General features: G+C 60.0%; 15 protein-coding genes and 1 tRNA gene. 7 read left to right on the top strand and 9 right to left on the bottom strand.

Annotation, left to right across the window (positions count from 1 at the left end; translation table 11 throughout):
• The first annotated feature begins 182 nt into the window (after window positions 1–182).
• Complete coding sequence (locus FHW37_RS08460; RefSeq protein ID WP_432442832.1) at window positions 183–2,330, top strand: lytic transglycosylase domain-containing protein; 2,148 nt, start codon at window positions 183–185, stop codon at window positions 2,328–2,330.
• A gap of 254 nt (window positions 2,331–2,584) precedes the next feature.
• Entirely contained in the window at window positions 2,585–2,875 is a 291-nt protein-coding gene (locus tag FHW37_RS08465; protein ID WP_145634966.1) for a DUF1330 domain-containing protein, read from the top strand.
• A gap of 30 nt (window positions 2,876–2,905) precedes the next feature.
• On the opposite strand, the gene FHW37_RS08470 is transcribed toward FHW37_RS08465, so the two are convergent.
• Window positions 2,906–3,490 carry a glutathione binding-like protein gene (locus tag FHW37_RS08470; protein ID WP_145634969.1) on the bottom strand — a complete coding sequence of 195 codons (585 nt, stop codon included), beginning with the start codon at window positions 3,488–3,490 and terminating at the stop codon, window positions 2,906–2,908.
• 123 nt (window positions 3,491–3,613) lie between these two features.
• Between FHW37_RS08470 and FHW37_RS08475 the strand changes: the two genes are divergently transcribed.
• The 4 genes from FHW37_RS08475 (at window position 3,614) to FHW37_RS08490 (ending at window position 7,018) form a co-directional block, all read left to right on the top strand.
• Window positions 3,614–3,982: a winged helix-turn-helix transcriptional regulator gene (locus FHW37_RS08475; protein WP_145634972.1), complete on the top strand. Its 369-nt coding sequence runs from the start codon at window positions 3,614–3,616 to the stop codon at window positions 3,980–3,982.
• 215 nt (window positions 3,983–4,197) lie between these two features.
• Window positions 4,198–5,223: an ABC transporter substrate-binding protein gene (locus FHW37_RS08480; RefSeq protein ID WP_145634975.1), complete on the top strand. Its 1,026-nt coding sequence runs from the start codon at window positions 4,198–4,200 to the stop codon at window positions 5,221–5,223.
• Window positions 5,224–5,240: 17 nt separating this feature from the next.
• Window positions 5,241–6,260, top strand: a complete 1,020-nt coding sequence (locus tag FHW37_RS08485; protein WP_246690705.1) for a FecCD family ABC transporter permease — start codon at window positions 5,241–5,243, stop codon at window positions 6,258–6,260.
• The gene (locus tag FHW37_RS08490) at window positions 6,257–7,018 is read left to right on the top strand and encodes an ABC transporter ATP-binding protein (protein ID WP_145634981.1); all 762 of its coding nucleotides are present in this window, start codon (window positions 6,257–6,259) and stop codon (window positions 7,016–7,018) included. The genes FHW37_RS08485 and FHW37_RS08490 overlap by 4 nt, the downstream gene beginning before the upstream one ends.
• Window positions 7,019–7,109: 91 nt before the next feature.
• Here FHW37_RS08490 and FHW37_RS08495 read toward each other — a convergent pair whose 3' ends face one another.
• From FHW37_RS08495 to FHW37_RS08530, 8 genes are all read right to left on the bottom strand, one after another.
• On the bottom strand, window positions 7,110–8,168 hold the full coding sequence (locus tag FHW37_RS08495) for a porin (protein ID WP_145634984.1): 1,059 nt from the start codon (window positions 8,166–8,168) through the stop codon (window positions 7,110–7,112).
• 391 nt (window positions 8,169–8,559) lie between these two features.
• Window positions 8,560–9,636 carry a porin gene (locus FHW37_RS08500; RefSeq protein ID WP_348642834.1) on the bottom strand — a complete coding sequence of 359 codons (1,077 nt, stop codon included), beginning with the start codon at window positions 9,634–9,636 and terminating at the stop codon, window positions 8,560–8,562.
• A gap of 280 nt (window positions 9,637–9,916) precedes the next feature.
• Window positions 9,917–10,984, bottom strand: coding sequence for a porin (locus FHW37_RS08505; RefSeq protein ID WP_145634987.1), 1,068 nt, complete (start codon window positions 10,982–10,984; stop codon window positions 9,917–9,919).
• A 344-nt stretch (window positions 10,985–11,328) separates the two neighbouring features.
• Window positions 11,329–12,381 (bottom strand): porin, encoded by a 1,053-nt coding sequence (locus FHW37_RS08510; RefSeq protein ID WP_145634990.1) that lies wholly within the window; start codon window positions 12,379–12,381, stop codon window positions 11,329–11,331.
• Between the two features lie 893 nt (window positions 12,382–13,274).
• Complete coding sequence (locus FHW37_RS08515) at window positions 13,275–14,324, bottom strand: porin (protein ID WP_145634993.1); 1,050 nt, start codon at window positions 14,322–14,324, stop codon at window positions 13,275–13,277.
• Window positions 14,325–14,685: 361 nt separating this feature from the next.
• A tRNA-Ser gene (locus FHW37_RS08520) sits at window positions 14,686–14,776 on the bottom strand.
• A gap of 149 nt (window positions 14,777–14,925) precedes the next feature.
• Window positions 14,926–15,726 carry an aldolase/citrate lyase family protein gene (locus FHW37_RS08525; protein ID WP_145634996.1) on the bottom strand — a complete coding sequence of 267 codons (801 nt, stop codon included), beginning with the start codon at window positions 15,724–15,726 and terminating at the stop codon, window positions 14,926–14,928.
• A 42-nt stretch (window positions 15,727–15,768) separates the two neighbouring features.
• The gene (locus FHW37_RS08530; protein ID WP_145634999.1) at window positions 15,769–16,986 is read right to left on the bottom strand and encodes an NAD(P)/FAD-dependent oxidoreductase; all 1,218 of its coding nucleotides are present in this window, start codon (window positions 16,984–16,986) and stop codon (window positions 15,769–15,771) included.
• A gap of 224 nt (window positions 16,987–17,210) precedes the next feature.
• Between FHW37_RS08530 and FHW37_RS08535 the strand changes: the two genes are divergently transcribed.
• Entirely contained in the window at window positions 17,211–17,567 is a 357-nt protein-coding gene (locus tag FHW37_RS08535) for a hypothetical protein (protein WP_186458217.1), read from the top strand.
• Window positions 17,568–17,630: the final 63 nt, after the last annotated feature.

A 17,630-nucleotide genomic window follows, 5' to 3' on the forward strand; every position in this document is an offset into this window, starting at 1 on the left:
ATTCCATAACTATAAGGTCGGGCACCATAAAGCCGCGACAAGGTTGCGACAAGCGGGAGCCGGCATGATTTCATGCGGAATTCCATATATGAAACGCTCTTGTTTCATAGGCGTGATAAGGCTTTGTTAAACAACACAACAGCAGAGTGAGAGGTCTTAACGTTCTTGTCGCGAGTTGCCGGATGAACAAACCTGTTCTGATCCTTGCCGCCTTGGGGCTTGGGGCCTTTGCGATGGGGGCCGCGAGCCTGAGCGCCTATGCCGGTCCTGCCAGCGATGCCGTCGTGGCGCCGCTTCCATTTGCGCGGCCGAACGCGCCGATTTCCGTGCCTTTGCCCATGCCCGCGCCGATGCAGGCCCCTGCTCCGCCGGCGGCCCAGGTGACGCCGGCTGCGATTCCTGTTCCCGACATTACTGGCGCCATCCCACGCACCAACCGGCCGACCGTAACCCCAGTGCTGAAATCCGGCCTCGACGCGCTGTCCGCAAACGACGCCTTGACGGCAATGGCGATCCGCGACGGCATGGAAGACGGGTCACTTGACCAGCGTATTCTAACATGGGCGATCGCCACATCCGGCCTGAAGGGCGTCCCCTCCGGCGAGATTGCCGCCGCCCAGCGCAAGCTCAGAGGCTGGCCGGGCCTGAGCGGGTTGCGTGCCCAGTCCGAACGCGCGCTTTACCGCGAAAACCCCGATCCGGCGCAGGTTCTGGCCGCCTTCGGCAATACAAAGCCTGAAACCACGGACGGCGCGATCATTCTGTCACGCGCTCTCGTGGCCACCGGCCGTTCTGCCGATGCCGGGCGCATCCTCAAGGCCATCTGGATTTCCGACGCGCTGGACAAGCCGACCGAAGACAAGATTCTGGGCGAGTTTTCAGGCTTGTTCACCGCCGCCGACCATCGGGCGCGGATGGACTATCTGATGTATCGTGGCAAGACTGCGCAGGCAAAACGGTTTGGCGATCTCGGCGGCAGCCAGTCGCTCTACAAGGCCTGGAGCGCCGTCACCTCCAATGCCAAGACCGCAGCCAGCCTTCTGACCTCCGTCGATGCACCTTTGATGAGCGATCCCGCCTATCTGTTCGCGCGCGTCGAATTCATGCGCCGGCAGGACAAATATGCGGAAGCGGCGCAGCTTCTCTCCAAGGCGCCACGCGACACGGCGCGGCTGGTCAGCCCGTCGGAATGGTGGAACGAACAGCGCATCATCGCCCGCGGCCTTGCCGATGACGGCAATTTCAAGCTCGCCTATCAGACGGTCGCCAATCCGATGGCGGTGATGTCCACCGACAAGGTGGATGCGGAATTCCATGCGGGCTGGTATGCGCTGCGCGCCCTGAACGATCCGGTGACGGCGGAAAAGCATTTTCGCAACATCATGGAAGCTTCGAGCCGGCCGCTTTCGTCCTCGCGCGCCTGGTATTGGCTCGGTCGCGCGGCCGAAGCCGGCGGCCCCGGCTCGGCGCAGGAGTTTTACACCAAGGCCTCGCATTATTCCGGCACGTTCTACGGCCAGCTGGCCGCGGCACGACTGGGTGTGCGCACGCTCGACGTTTCTTATCCGACGCCGTCGCCTTCCGACCGGCGTAATTTCGAAAGCCGCGACGTCGTGCAGGCGATCATCCGCCTCGACGAGACCGGCCATGACCGGCGTTCGGCCATGCTCTACAGGGCGCTGGGCGAAGAGCTGACCAGCCCCGGTGAACTGGCGCTTCTTTCGGCCCGCGCCGAAATGCAGGGCGATCATGCTTTGTCCCTACAGATCGGCAAGAGCGCGTTTTCGCGCGGCATCGATGTGGCAGCGCTCGCCTTCCCGCTCGGCGTCATTCCGCAGGGCGCCGATATTGCCGGCTCTGGCAAGGCGCTCGCCTATGCCATCGCCCGTCAGGAAAGCGCCTTCAATCCCTCTGCGGTCTCGGCCGCCAATGCGCGCGGCCTGTTGCAGATCCTGCCGACAACGGCACAGGGTGTCGCCAAGCGGCACGGCATGAACTTCAAGGCCGACCGGCTGACCTCGGATGCCGGTTATAACGCGACGCTCGGCGCCCATTATCTCGGCGAGCAGATCGACACGTTCGGCGGCTCCTATATCATGACCTTCATCGCCTATAATGCCGGTCCGCGTCGGGTGACCGACTGGATCGAACGTTATGGCGATCCGCGCGGCAAATCGATCGATGAGGTCGTCGACTGGATCGAACGCATCCCCTTCCCCGAAACGCGCAATTACGTGCAGCGGGTGATGGAGAATTATCAGGTCTACAAGACCCGGCTCGGCCAGAAGGCAGATATCGTCGGCGACCTGCGATATGGGCGGCAGCAGTAGGGGCGTGTTGCGCTCATTGTCGCTGGCAAAAGCCTCCCCTGCCTCCGTCATCCTCGAGCTTGTCCCGGGGATCTGTAACGGCCTGATGTAACTCACGTGGTTAGATCCTCGGCACAAGCTGGAGGATGACGAAATCCGTGATGCCTGCCATCTCCATTTGCCAGCATCAAAGCTTCGACTGTGACTTTCGCCCGTTCGGCGATTGACTGCCGGCCCGGCAAGGGCTGTGATCTCTAAAACGATGGAGAGATAAAATGTCCAAAGCCTATTGGGTCGCCACATACCGTTCGATCAGCAATCCAGACGCTTTTGCCGCTTATGCCAAGCTGAGCGGCCCGGCGATCACTACTGCCGGCGGCCGTATTCTCGCGCGCGGCATGCCGTCCCAGGTCTATGAGGCCGGGCTCGAACAGCGCACGGTTCTGATCGAGTTCGACAGTGTCGAGCAGGCAAAAGCTGCACATGACAGCCCGGCCTATCAGGAGGCCATGGCGCTGCTCGGCGATGGAGCTGTTCGGGATATCCGGATCGTCGAGGGGCTATAAAAGCCCCTCGACCTCGATGGCTTCGCCTGCTCAGCTTAGGCCCTCCTCCGCAAGCGCCCGAGCCACCGACGGCCGCGCGCGCAGGCGGGCAAACAGCGCGCCGAGATTTTCCGGCAGTTCGACGCCGCTCTTCGGCGCGACCATCAGCACCCAGAACAGGTAGCAATCGGCGATCGTCATTTCGTCTCCGACCAGGAACGGCTTTTCTCCAAGCTGGGCCGACAGGATCGCGAAGCATTTTTCGAGCTTTTCGCGGGCCCGCGCCTTTTCCGGCTCCGGAAAATCCCGGAAGAAAGGCTGGTAGCTTCCGTGGATTTCGGAAGCCATGAAGGCCAGCGCCTCCAGCGCACGCCAGCGGGCAATGCCATCCCTGGGCAACAGCTTGCCGCTCGTTTCGGCGATGTAGTTCAGAATGACCGGGTTTTCGGTGAGGATCGACCCGTCCTCCAGTTCCAGAGCCGGAATATAGCCTTTCGGATTGAGCGCGCGAAAATCGCGGCCATCCTCGGTCATTCTGTCGTGGTCGATGCTGATGATCTTGTGGGAGAGGCCCGCCTCGATCAGCGCGATATGATCGGCCAGGCTGCAGGCGGCGGGGTAATAGATGAGGTTCATGATGGTCTCCTTGCATCAGACCTCCTCTCGATATGTTTTCGAGAGAAGGTCTAGAATGTTGACCACGCCCATTTATGGGACCTAAAAATACCCGTCAAAAGCATATGTTTGGGAGCAGGTCAGATGGATGTGACCGCAAAACCGTCAGGCGCGGACTGCCGGAGTGTCAGCGAGATCTTGAGCCGCGTCGGCGACAAGTGGACGATCCAGGTCGTTGTGGTCCTGCGCATGGGCTCGCGACGGTTCAACGGGCTGAAGCGCGACGTCAACGGCATTTCGCAGCAGATGCTGACGAGAACGCTGAAGACGCTGGAGCGGGACGGCATGGTGGAACGGGCCGTTCTGCCCAGCACTCCGCCGCAGGTCGAATATACGCTGACGCCGCTCGGTTATTCCCTTTCGGAAACCGTGCATCAGCTTGCCAACTGGGCCGTGGCACACCGGCAGGATATCGAGGACAACCGTTTTCGCTACGATGCCCGACAGGCCTGAGACGAAGCAGTTTAGCGGCACAGCGCCTTGCGCCAGACATGCGCCAAAAGACAATTCGGGCGGCCGTTTTTCCATTCGCTGTTGATCGTCACATCACGCGCGCGACTATTACTATAAATATGAGCGAATGAGTCTTGTTATCCATACCGGAGCAAGGTTATACCCCCGCGCGCATAATTTCCTTCATCAGCGGCATCTTTAAAAGAAGGCTCTCCGTGAAAACCCTGAAATCCCTCCTCACCGCCTCCGGTCTCCTTGCCGTCCTCGGCTTTGCCGCTGCGCCCGCTCAGGCCGAACCGACGAAATATCCGCTCACGCTTGAGAATTGCGGCGCGCAGGTGACCATTCCGGCTGCACCGCAGCGGGCGATCGGCCTTGGCCAGAACAGCGCGGAAATCCTGCTGCTGCTCGGCCTTCAGGACAGGATGGCCGGCACGGCTTTCTGGCCGAGCAAGGTTCTTCCCGAGCTTGCCGAAGCCAATGCCAAGGTAAAACTGCTCACCGTCGAATTCCCGACCTTCGAATCCATCCTGGCGCAGAACCCGGATTTCGTCGCAGCCGCCCTGCCGAGCCTGATCGGCCCGACCAGCAAGGTCGCCAAGCGCGAGGATTTCGAAAAGGTCGGCGTGCCGTCCTACATCTCGCCCAGCACCTGCCTCTCCACCGAAAAGGTGAAGAACGAGTATGGCAGCCGTGACCAGCTCTGGAACATGGACCTGCTCTACAAGGAAATCGACGAGCTTTCCCGCATCTTCGACGTGGCCGACCGCGGCCAGGCGCTGATTGCCGATTTCAAAAAGCGTGAGGCCGATCTGCGCGCCAGCGTTTCGAAGGATGGCAAGCCGCTTTCCTACGTCTTCTGGTTCTCCAGCCAGTCGCCGACCGCAGACGCCTATCTCGGCGGCAAGAACGGTGCTTCGGGCTTCATCGCAGATGTACTGGGCGGCAAGAACGCGATCACCGCCGAAGCCGAATGGCCGACGCTCGGCTGGGAAGGCATCATCGCCGCCAATCCCGACGTCATCGTCGTTGCCAATCTCGACCGTAACCGTTGGGAACTCGACAAGCCGGAAGCCAAGATCAAGTTCCTGACCACGGATCCGGCCGTCAGCCAGATGCCGGCCGTCAAGAACAAGGCGATCGTCGTGATGGACGGTCAGGCGATGAACCCGACCGTGCGCACCATCTATGGTGCCGAACAGGTTCAGAAGCAGCTCAAGGCTGCCGGTCTCCTGAAGTGATCGAAGGACGTCACCACGTGCGGCAGTTCGCCCTAGTCGGCGCCTTAGTTCTGGCCTCGCTCGTCGCGATCGGTCTCGTGGTCGGCGTCAGTGTCGGGATCGGCGATCTACCGATCCCGCTTTCCACCACGTTTTCAGCCGTGACCAACCGTCTCGGCTGGACCTCGGTTCAACTCAACCGCATCCATGAGACGGTGATCTGGGATTACCGCCTCAGCCGGGCGCTGGTTGCCGCCTTCTGCGGCGCGGGCCTCGCGCTTTCCGGCGCTATCATGCAGTCGCTGCTGCGTAACCCGCTGGCGGAACCCTATGTTCTCGGCATTTCGGCCGGCGCCTCGACGGGGGCGGTCACCGTCGTCATTCTGGGCATCGGTTCGGGCGCCGTGTCGCTCTCGGCCGGCGCATTTGCCGGCGCTTTTGCCGCCTTCTTTTTCGTGGCGCTGCTGTCCAACGGCACGCGCGGCGGCGCGGACAGGACGATCCTTGCCGGTGTCGCCGCCTCGCAGCTGTTCAATGCCGCCACATCCTATGTCGTCACCACATCCGGCAATGCGCAGCAGGCCCGTGACGTGATGTTCTGGCTGCTCGGCAGCTTTGGCGGCGTCCGCTGGCCGGAATTCATGCTTGTCTCGGTGGTGATCGGTTTCGGGCTGATTGCCTGCCTTTGTTATGCGCGCATCCTCGATGCCTTTGCCTTCGGTGACGAAGCGGCGTCTTCGCTCGGCGTCAATGTCGGCCGGGCCCGGATCGTGCTCTTTGCGCTGACCGCGATGATGACGGCGACCGTGGTCAGCATGGTCGGCTCGATCGGTTTCGTCGGGCTCGTCGTGCCGCATGCCGCCCGCTTCGTCGTCGGGCCGCTGCACAGCCGGTTGCTGCCGGCCTGCGCGATCGTCGGGGCGATCTTCATGGTCTTGGCCGATATCGCCGCGCGCGCGCTTATTCCGCAGCAGGTCCTGCCGATCGGCGTCGTCACGGCGCTTGTCGGTGTTCCCTTCTTCTCCATCATCCTCTACCGGTTCCAGAAGGCGTCATGAGCATCACGGCCGACAATCTCATCTGGAAGATCGGGCGCAAGACCGTGCTCGACGGCGTGTCGCTGCAGGCGGAACCCGGAAAAATGCTCGGCCTGCTCGGGCCGAACGGTTCCGGCAAGACCTCGCTCCTGCGCCTGCTGGCCGGGCTGAAGAAACCGCATTCGGGGCGGATCACGCTTGGCGGACAGGATCTGAAAACCATCGACCGGAAAGCGATCGCGCAGCGGGTGGCGTTTGTCGAACAGCATGCGGCCACCAATGCCAGCCTGCGCGTCATCGATGTCGTCAAACTCGGCCGGTTTCCGCATCGCTCGATGTTTTCCGGCTGGACGAAGGCCGATAGCGATGCCGTCGATCAGGCGCTGGAACGCACCGGCATGGCGGTGAAGCGTGACGAGCGCTGGCAGAGCCTGTCCGGCGGCGAAAAGCAGCGGGCGCAGATTGCCCGTGCGCTGGCGCAATCGCCGCAGGAATTGATCCTCGACGAACCGACCAACCATCTCGACATCCAGCATCAGATCAACCTGATGCGGCTTGTCGCCGACCTGCCGATCACCAGCATCATCGCCCTGCACGACCTGAACCATGCGGCGATGTTCTGCGATGGCCTGATCGTCATGCAGGCCGGCAAGATCGTCGCGACCGGTACGCCGGAAAAGGTGCTGACGGAAAGCCTGTTGCGCGATGTGTTTTCGATCGAGGCGCGGGTGGAAGCATCCCCCCACCATGCCAGGCCGCATATTCATTATCTGCGCTGACAGACAAGGCTGAGACCTTCTTTCTAAAGCGCGAATGCAAAAAGGCCCGGCAATGCCGGGCCTTTTCGATTTCTGCTGGGATCTGAAAAGATCAGAACGTGCGCTGGAAGCGCAGCATACCGGACCATGCGTCGTCGTTGACGACAGGATTGTCCCAGTTCGTGTAGGCGACTTCCGGCATGATCAGGACACCGGCAATCGGGGTCCACTGAACGTTGCCGACAACCGAGAGGGTCTTGTTGTCGCTGTAGGCGACCTGTACGTTCGCCGACACCTTGTCGGAGAATTCGTAACCGGCGCCGCTCCACAGAGCCCAATCGCCCCAACCGACATAGGTGTCGCCCGGTGCGTAGGAGTTGGTGGTCTTGCCGTCGGTGTTCCAGCCGCCCATGATGAAGGCGTTGAATGCGCCGAACTTGCCGCCGATGCGAGCCTTGATCGCGCCTTCTTCAGCCGATTCGTCATAACCGCCGACGAGAGCTGCCATGAAGGTGCCGTTGTCGAACTTCACACCGCCCGAAACGTTCGGCCAATCGCTGCTTGCACCGATATGGTCGTGCTTGATCTGGCCGTCATCTTCAACAGCGACGAAGGCCGAGAAGCCGTTGTCTGCCTTGTAGGTGTAGGAGATCTGGTTGACTTCCGACGGGCCGTAATCGATCACGTCGTCGCTGTCGACGTTACCGGCGTAGTCGACGAAGCTCTCATAGAGCGAGTCGGCCAGGCCAACCTGGAAACCGCCGAGCGAGATCGTGGCTTCCATGATGCGCGTACGGGTGTTGTTGCCGTCGAGCGTGGAAACGTCGTAACGCGGGTTGTAGTCGAAACGGGCGACGAGGCTGGTCTTCAGAGCGCCGTATTCCGTGTCAGACGCCGAGTTCATGTAGAGTTCGGCGCGGGTATTGGTGTAGGTGCCGTCATTGTTGACGGAGTACGCGTCGCCATAGGTGGCGTCGAAGCGGACGCGGCCGCCGACCTTCAAGCAGGTCTCAGTGCCCGGGATATAGAAATAGCCGGTGCCGAACGCATCGCAGACGCGCACGTATTCCATCGGTTCCGGTTCAGCAGCGACGATTGCGTCGGCAGCCTGTGCGCCGGAAACAGCTACGAGTGCCGCAGCCGAGCCAAAAAGAAGGCCCTTGATATTCATTGTAAGTAATCTCCAAGATGTGTGTGAGGGTGTCGATAGCTGCCCAAGGCCGCCATGGCATCCGGAGGAATTGGAGAGGGCGGCAAACCTGTCGCTCTCTGCCTGGATAATTTATGAGGGTCTGAATTAGCCGGCAACTGGACAGTGGTGTCCAAAAGCACTTGCACCCTGCTTTAAGAACAGGAGTGTTGCAGTATGGATACGACAGATATCCGCAAGGTTGCACCATTGTGACGGCATTGTGGCCCGCCATATTTGGCGCCTGCCCGCCGTCACAGGAACGTGTCTGCAAGACCCGATATCCGGTCCTGGTCCGGATCCCGCCAATAAAGGCGTAAAAACGAAAAGGGCCCAACTTGCGCCGGGCCTTTTTCGGAGACATTTGAACCGATCAGAAGGTCCGCTGGAAGCGCACCATGCCGCTCCACTGGTCGCCATCGCCGATGGCATTGTCCCAGCTTGTATAACCGAGTTCCGGGGCGATGAAGAAACCGGCCGCCGGCGACCACTGGACATTGGCGGTGGCGGCCAAAATCTTGCTGTCGGTATAAGCGACCTGCAGATTGCCCGTAAGCTTGTCGGTGAATTTATAGGCGCCGCCGCCCCAGACCGCCCAGTCGCCCCAGCCGACCGGTGTGCTCGATGTGCCGTAACGGCTTGCCGGCGCATAGGAATTCGGAATGTCGCCGTCCGTGTTCCAGGCGCCCATCAGGAAGACGCTGAGCGGACCGAACTTGCCACCGATCCTTGCCTTGATCACGGCCTCCTCGGCCGATTCGTCGTAACCGGCGGCGAGTGCGGCAAGATAGGTGCCGTCATCATACTTGATACCGCCCGCCACATTCGGCCAGTCGCTGGCCGAGCCGCCGTCGCTCTTTATCTGGCCGTCATCCTCGAGCGCCAGGAAAGCGGCAAAGCCGTTATCGGCCTTGTAGCTATAGGCGATCATCGCCACTTCGCTCGGGCCGTAGTCGATGACATCGTCATTGGCGACATTGCCGGCATAATAGGTGAAGGTCTCGAACATCGAGTCCTGCAGGCCGACGGTGAAGCCGCCGAACTCGATCGTCGCGACCATCAGGCGCGTGCGGGTATTGTTGCTGTCGAGCGTCGAGACGTCATAGCGCGGGTTATATTCGAAACGCGCCGTCATGTTGGTTTTCAGGGCGCCCCATTCGGTGTCCGAAGCCGAGCTCGTATAGATTTCCGAACGCAGGTTGGTGAAAAGGCCATCGCCCTTGAAGGCATAGGCATTGCCGACCTTGACGTCGAAACGGACTCGGCCGCCGACCTTGAGACAGGTTTCCGTGCCCGGAATATAGAAATAGCCGGTGCCGAACGCGTCGCAGACGCGCACGTATTCCATCGGTTCCGGTTCGGCTGCGACGATCGCATCGGCAGCGTTTGCACCGGAAAATGCCGCAAGCGCTGCGGCCGAGCCAAGAAACAGGCCCTTGATACCCATCATGATCTCCAAATCCGTTCTGAAATGACTTGCGAAGGCACTTTTCAGGCGCTGATGAGGCCGCGACATGCGGGCAGCCGACCGTTCGGCCCGCACCATGAAGGATAGGCTATGGGTATCTCAACCGGGTGACAAGAATAGCTTTGGTACAGGATGGAGGTCGCCCGCGAAATCATCGCGGTGTTGCCGGGCGGCTACGACGGCCCTGCCCTCTCCTTTGGCGCACCCAAACGCAAAAAGGCCCGGCTTTCGCCAGGCCTTTCCACAAATCCTTGGGTAAGGATTAGAACGTGCGCTGGAAGCGAACCATACCAGACCACATGTCGTCGTTGGTCGTAGCGTTGTCAACGTTCGTGTAAGCAACTTCCGGCTGGATGAGGAAGCCAGCAACCGGCGTCCACTGCAGGTTAGCTGCAGCCGAGAAGATCTTGCTGTCGGTGTAAGCAACCTGGAAGTTACCGGCCAGCTTGTCGGTGAACTTGTAGCCAGCGCCACCCCAAACAGCCCAGTCACCCCAGCCGATCGTGCCGTCGCCGAAATTCGTGCCCGGAGCGTAGGAGTTGACGGTGTCGCCGTCGGTGTTCCAGCCGCCCATGACGAAAGCGTTGAACGCGCCGAACTTGCCTTCGAGGCGAGCCTTGACAGCGCCTTCTTCCATGGATTCGTCGTAACCAGCGGTTACGCCAGCCAGGAACGTGCCGTTGTCGAACTTGACACCGCCCGAAACGTTCGGCCAATCGCTGGCCTTGCCGCCGTCGCTTTCGATCTGGCCGTCGTCTTCAACAGCTACGAAAGCCGAGAAGCCGTTGCCAGCCTTGTAGGTGTAGGCGATCTGGTTAACTTCCGACGGGCCGTAGTTGATGACGTCGTCGCTGTTGACGTTGCCGGCGTAGTTGATGAAGGATTCATAGAGCGAATCCTGCAGACCGACGGTGAAGCCACCGAGTTCGATCGTTGCCTTCATCAGACGCGTACGGGTGTTGTTGCCGTCGAGCGTCGATACGTCGTAACGCGGGTTGTAGTCGAAACGTGCCGTGATGTTGGTCTTCAGAGCACCGAATTCGGTGTCGGAAGCCGACGACAGGTACAGTTCAGCGCGGGTGTTGGTGTAGGTGCCGTCAGCGTCACGAGCGTAGGCGCTGCCGTAGGTGGCGTCAAAACGAACGCGGCCGCCAACCTTCAGGCAGGTTTCGGTGCCCGGGATGTAGAAGTAGCCGGTGCCGAACGCGTCACAGACGCGAACGTATTCCATCGGTTCCGGCTCAGCAGCGACGATTGCGTCAGCAGCCTGAGCGCCGGAAACAGCTGCGAGAGCCGCAGCCGAGCCAAGAAGGAGGCTCTTAATGTTCATTGTAATCTCCAAAAGCAGTTTTATTAGGCGGAACCGATGGCTTTAGGATGGAGCCACCGCACCCGGAAGGCGGGTCGGCGCATACCATCGCGCCGCACCTCTGCAAATTACGAATATCTCCGACGCCTGACAACGACCGGCAGCCCGTCAGAGCGCTTTCGCCTCTTCTAAAACAGGGTGGTGTTGCACTGCGGTTACGCAAACTGTCATGAAATCGACACGCGATCGCCCAAACCGTGTGCAATGCAATATTGCGCGCAACCACGGGACGTTATTTTCATTTCGGCACAAAAAAGGCCCGACGAATCGCCGGGCCTTCTCCGAATCGTAATCCTGAATGAGGATTAGAAGGTGCGCTGTACGCGCAGCATGCCAGACCACTGGCTTTCGTCGATTGCATCCCAGTCGGTGTAGGAAACTTCCGGCTGAATCAGGAAGCCCTTAACCGGGGTCCAGGCAATGTTGCCGGTCGCAGCGAAGGTCTTGTTGTCGGTGTAGGCGAGCTGCAGGTTAGCAGCAACCTTGTCCGAGAACTTGTAGCCGCCGCCACCCCAGACAGCCCAGTCACCCCAGCCGATACCGGCGCTGTCGCCAGGAGCGTACTTGTTGGTGGTGTCGCCGTCGGTGTTCCAGCCACCTTCAACGAAGAGCGACAGGGCGCCGACGTTGCCGCCGATACGAGCCTTGATGCCGCCTTCTTCAGCCGATTCGTCGTAGCCAGCTACGACAGCAGCCATGAAGGAGCCGTTGTCGAACTTGACGCCGCCGACGACGTCCGGCCAATCGCTGGCAGAACCGCCATCCGATTCGATGTTGCCATCGTCTTCGATTGCGACAACAGCCGAGAAGCCGTTGCCGGCATCAAACGTGTAGCTGACCTGGTTCAGTTCGAACGGGCCGTAGGAGATGACGTCGTCGTTGATGACGTCAGCGGTGTAGCCGATGAAGGCCGAGTACTGCGAGTCAGCGAGACCGACGAGGAAGCCGCCGAGCTGGATGTTGGCGCCGATCAGACGGGTACGGGTGTTGTTGCCGTCGAGCGTCGAAACGTCGTAACGCGGGTTGTAGTCAAAACGAGCGGTGATGCTGGTCTTGAGAGCGCCCCACTCGGTGTCCGTTGCCGAATCCATGTAGATTTCAGCGCGGGTGTTGGTGTAGGTGCCGTCGCTGTTCGGGGTGTAGGGATCAGCGTAAGCAGCGTCGAAACGAACGCGGCCGCCGATCTTGAGGCAGGTTTCCGTGCCCGGGATGTAGAAATAGCCGGTGCCGAACGCGTCGCAGACGCGAACGTATTCCATCGGTTCCGGCTCAGCAGCGACGATAGCGTCGGCAGCCTGAGCGCCGGATACTGCTGCGAGAGCCGCAGCGGAGCCAAGAAGAAGGCTCTTGATGTTCATGTTGACCTCCAGTCATTTTTCATTTGGGTCTGGTCGAATGCAAAACGCATTCCCTGCCCATCCCCTCGACTTACAGAAAACCGGCAAAACAACCACCGCGTTTCCTTGAGGCAAGGTAGAATCGTGTCTGGAATGTGACAAGCATTTCACGCGACACGCGAGGCGTTTGGCACGTGTAATTTCTGAAAGTGTTGCAACGTTTCATCGCATTGCACAGCCGAAAGCCCACAAACGCTCACCATTCATTAGAGATTGCGTCAAATACCCCCGAATTTCAGGGGCAACTCATACGTGAGCGAAAATTATCGATTCGCAAGAACGTCACAAATCCTCCAACAAATTTCGCGTCACATTGGGGTCTTTTCGGCGACTTATTTCTATATAGTAATATCTCTTTATGGTTGCGCGAACTGTGTGCAGTGCAGCAAACAGGGCGAGCAAAATACGCCCTCACAAGGGCAAAAGAGCCCGGTGCCAAAGGCTTACAGCTGCATCGCGACCGACCCGGAGAGCCCTGGCGACCGATGGCCGGAACATCCCCTCACCTTTAAAGCCATTTCTGGATTTCAGACGCGTGTCATCGAGCGGCCGCCATCGCGAGAGTGCGGCATGCCTTGCGAGAGATGGATGAGACGATGCGAAAATCCCGCTGACGGCAATCTGCCAGATCGCCGATTCGGTCGGCATGCCCCTCGCCTCTTCGTCGAGGCGAGATACCGATTCGACGAACGAGCAATCACGAGGTCGAGCGGTCAGAAGAGGCCGGCAAAAATGCTGAGGCGTGATGGACAGGCAGGCCCATCAAGAAAACGGTCGTGTGCAAAAGGTAGATGCACAAACAAAAAGGCCTGGCTTTCGCCAGGCCTTTCCGAAGAATAATCCTTGGGTAAGGATTAGAAGGTCCGCTGCAGGCGGATCATGCCCTGCCACTGGTCTTCGTTGATTGCATCCCAGTCGGTGTAGGAAACTTCCGGCTGGATCAGGAGGCCAGCAACCGGGGTCCACTTGACGTTACCGGTGATGGCGAGCGTCTTGTTGTCGGTGTAAGCAACCTGCAGGTTAGCAGCAACCTTGTCGGTGAACTTGTAGCCGAGACCGCCCCAGAGAGCCCAGTCACCCCAGCCGATGCCGTTCGAAGAAGGAGCATACTTGTTGGAGGTGTCGCCGTCGGTGTTCCAGCCGCCCATGATGAAGGCCGAGAATGCGCCAACGTTGCCGCCGATGCGAGCCTTAACAGCGCCTTCTTCAGCCGATTCGTCGTAACCAGCTACGACTGCAGCCATGAAGGTGCCGTTGTCGTACTTGATACCACCGGTGACGTCCGGCCAATCGCTGGAAGAACCGCCGTCAGATTCGATCTGGCCGTCGTCTTCAACTGCGATAACAGCCTTGAAGCCGTTGCCAGCGTCGAAGGTGTAAGCAACCTGGTTGAGTTCGAACGGGCCGTAGGAGACCACGTCGTCGTTGATGACGTCGCCAGCGTAGCCGATGAAGGCCGAGTACTGCGAGTCAGCGAGACCGACGAGGAAGCCGCCGAGCTGGATGTTGGCGCCGATCAGACGGGTACGGGTGTTGTTGCCGTCGAGCGTCGAAACGTCATAACGCGGGTTGTAGTCGAAACGAACGGTCGTGCTCGTCTTGAGAGCGCCCCATTCGGTGTCCGTAGCGGACGACATGTAGATTTCAGCGCGGGTGTTGGTGTAGGTGCCGTTGCTGTTGTCGTTGTAAGCGTCGCCGTACTTGGCGTCGAAGCGAACGCGGCCGCCGATCTTGAGGCAGGTTTCCGTGCCCGGGATGTAGAAGTAGCCAGTGCCGAATGCGTCGCAAACGCGAACGTATTCCATCGGTTCCGGCTCAGCAGCTACGATAGCGTCGGCAGCCTGAGCGCCGGATACTGCTGCGAGAGCTGCAGCGGAGCCAAGGAGAAGGCTCTTGATGTTCATTGTTGACCTCCAGTCAAGTTTTCATAAGGGGCTGGGTCTTTAGTGCCGAAGCATTTGTTCCCTGCCCATCCCCGGACTTAAGAAAACGGACGAACCACCGCCGCGCTTCCGGACTTCAAGATACAAAACGCAGAAGGTCATGCAATCTTGAACTGATGCTGGAACACACCATCAACCCTGCTTCCCCGAAGCCTGTTGCCGAAAGGACACAAAACCGTGAGGTGGCGACCCCAAGTGTTTACCGGTTGTTAAGAAACGTCTTTTGGAGCAGGCACTTAGACCGCAAACGCGAGAGCCCGCCACAGGTGCGGCAACACAGATTATGAAATTTGGGAAGATGTAAAAGCCGGATCATCCGGAATGGCGGAGAAGATGGGATTCGAACCCACGATACGCTTTTGACGTATACTCCCTTAGCAGGGGAGCGCCTTCGACCACTCGGCCACCTCTCCGGTGCGGCCTGATTATTTCGAAACGAAACCGATTGCAAGGTCTTATCGAAACAGTCCCGCATTTCCTTGGCCACGAAAGGCCATGCCCACAGTTTTCGGGGCGCATTTCACCACAAAGGCAGCGAATCGCGCCCCGGACACGGCATTGCTCAGTAGCTGGCCGGACCGCGCGCCTCTGCGGAACCGCGGCCGTAACGGCCCGCCAGCGAGCGCAGGGCGGTGGAAAACTCCGTCACATCGGCGCCGACAGCGACAAAAGTCGCGCCGAGATCGAGATAACGGCGATTCAGTTCTTCATTGAAGGTCAGGATGCCGGCCGGCTTGCCTGCGGCAACGATTCGGCGAATCGCCTTCTCGATCACCTCCTGGACCTCCGGCGCCTCTATGCGGCCGCGATAGCCCATGTCGGCGGAAAGATCGGCCGGGCCGATGAAAATGCCATCGACGCCTTCGATCGCCGCAATCGCCTCGATATTGTCGATCGCCATGCGGGTTTCGGCCTGAACAAGCAGGCAGATCTCGTCGGCAGCGGTATCGGCATAGTCGGCAATCGTGCTGAAGGCCGAGGCGCGGGCGACGGCGGCGCCGAGCCCACGCTTGCCTTCCGGCGGATAACGCACAGCCGAAACGAGTTCCCGCGCCTGTTCGGGCGAATCGACCATCGGCACCAGAAGCGTGCGGGCACCGATATCGAGAAGCTGCTTGATCACCCAGGTCTCGCCGATCGGCGGCCGCACGACCGCTTCGGACGGCGAGGTCGCCAGCGCCTGCAATTGCGCCAGGATACTGCGCAGATCGTTCGGGCCGTGTTCGCCATCGATCACCAGCCAGTCGAAACCGGTCTGACCGGCGATTTCGGCCGGAAGGGCTTCGGCCATATTCAGCCAGAGGCCGATCTGCCGGTTTCGGGCGACAAGCGCCTGCTTGAACAGGTTTTTGGGTGCCGGCATGATTCTCTGCTCCTCCGATTGTCTGGTCGTCAGTGGTCCGGCTCAGGCAAGCAGCTGCTTGAGATCGAAGGCGGGATCGGCAATCTGCGCCTTTTCGGCATTTCGGCCGGTTTCGAGCAGTTTCTTGCCGGTCACATAGGCCTTGGCATCGTTGATCGCATCGACGGCAATCAGCCTGCCCTCGCGATAATACCAGACCGAAGAGCTGCCTTCGCGGGCGCCGGGACGCAGGACCGTCTCGTCATAACCCATATTAAAGCCGGCGATCTGCAGCTTGACGTCATACTGGTCCGACCAGAACCACGGTTTTGCGTCATAAGGCTCGGTGCCGCCGACGAGGAATGCCGCGACCGATTCGGCCTGGTCGACGGCGTTCTGTACCGATTCGAGACGGATCGGCATGCCGCGCCAGGGCAGAAGCGCACAGTCGCCCATCGCAAAGATCGACGGATCGGAGGTGCGGGCGAATTCATCGACGACGATGCCGTTGCCGACGGTGAGGCCGCAATCCTGCGCCAGACGGTCATTGGGGGTAACGCCGATCCCGACGATCGCCAGATCGACCTCGATGACCGAACCGTCCGAAAGCTCGGCAGCCTTCAGCTTGCCGTTCTCGCCGATCAGCTTGTGCAGACCGGTCTTTTCGCGGATGACGGCGCCATGGGCCTCGTGGACGGAGCGCATGATATCGGCGGTTTCCTTGGCGGCAACGCGCTGCAGGATACGCTCGGCCATTTCGATCAGCGTCACTTCAAGGCCGAGATGGCGGGCAACCGCCGCAGCCTCGAGGCCGATATAACCGCCACCGATGATCAGGAGACGACGGCCGGCCTTCATCTCGCCGGCGAGCAGATCCGCGTCACGCTTGTCGCGCACCGTATAGACGCCGGCAAGATCACCGCCGATGCTGGCCGGCAGGGTGCGCGGAGTCGAGCCCGTCGTCAGTGCCAGCGTCTCGTATTCCAGGACCGAGCCATCCTGCATGCGGATGCTCTTGGCGCTGCGGTCGATCTCTTCCACGAAGGTGGAGAGCTTTATCTCGACATTGTTTTCGGCAAACCAGGTCTCGGGCCTGAACGTCAGCCGCTCGAAGGTCATTTCGCCGAGAAGGTATTTTTTCGAAAGCGGCGGGCGCTGATAGGGAATGACATCTTCCGAACCGATCATCGTGATCGGCCGCTCATCTTTCAGGGCGCGCAGCTTAGCGGCCAATGCGAACCCGGCCTGCCCTGCCCCGACGATCACCAATCTGCCTGCCACGCCCTGCTCCCTGCCATGTTTGGAATTGTTGGCTAAACGGGGTACCGCCGCTCCGGCGGCCCGTCAACCGCGCTTGCAGCCGGACATTAGCGGCAGGGGCCCGTGAGCAATCGCTCGTGCAGCGACGAAAACGCGCAGATGCGCGGCATTTTACAGATCTGTTTCAGAATGATTCAGGGAAAGAGGAATAAAGTCACATCAGAGGAGACATGAGGGAGGGTGTTATGCCCTTTGCGATGAACCAGGACACGAACAACAAAACCCCGATCCCCGACCAGGCTTTCGAAAAATTCTCGATCGACCGGCCCGGCAAGATCGTTTTCGTCGGCCACCACCTGAGCACCAAGACAGGTTTCCGCTGCCTGATCCGCACCATTTCGCTCGCAGGCGCAGAACTCGATGTCAGCCCGCATCTACCGGTTCCGAGCCATTTCTTCCTGGAAATTCTCGGCATTCATGACGAGATCGGCTGCACCGTGATCCGTCGCGAGGAAGAAAAGGTAACGATCGGCTTCAATATGCTGCTCGATGCCGAATTCCTGCACCACGTGATCCGGCTGAGCTTCGAGACGAGCCACTAAGGTCCAGGGTAGATTTGACGCAGTCATGGCAGATGCCGGTGGTTTAATGCCGGCATTGCTGCC

Origin of the sequence: Neorhizobium alkalisoli (assembly GCF_007829835.1) — a bacterium.
In the GTDB taxonomy this organism is placed as follows: Bacteria; Pseudomonadota; Alphaproteobacteria; order Rhizobiales; family Rhizobiaceae; genus Neorhizobium.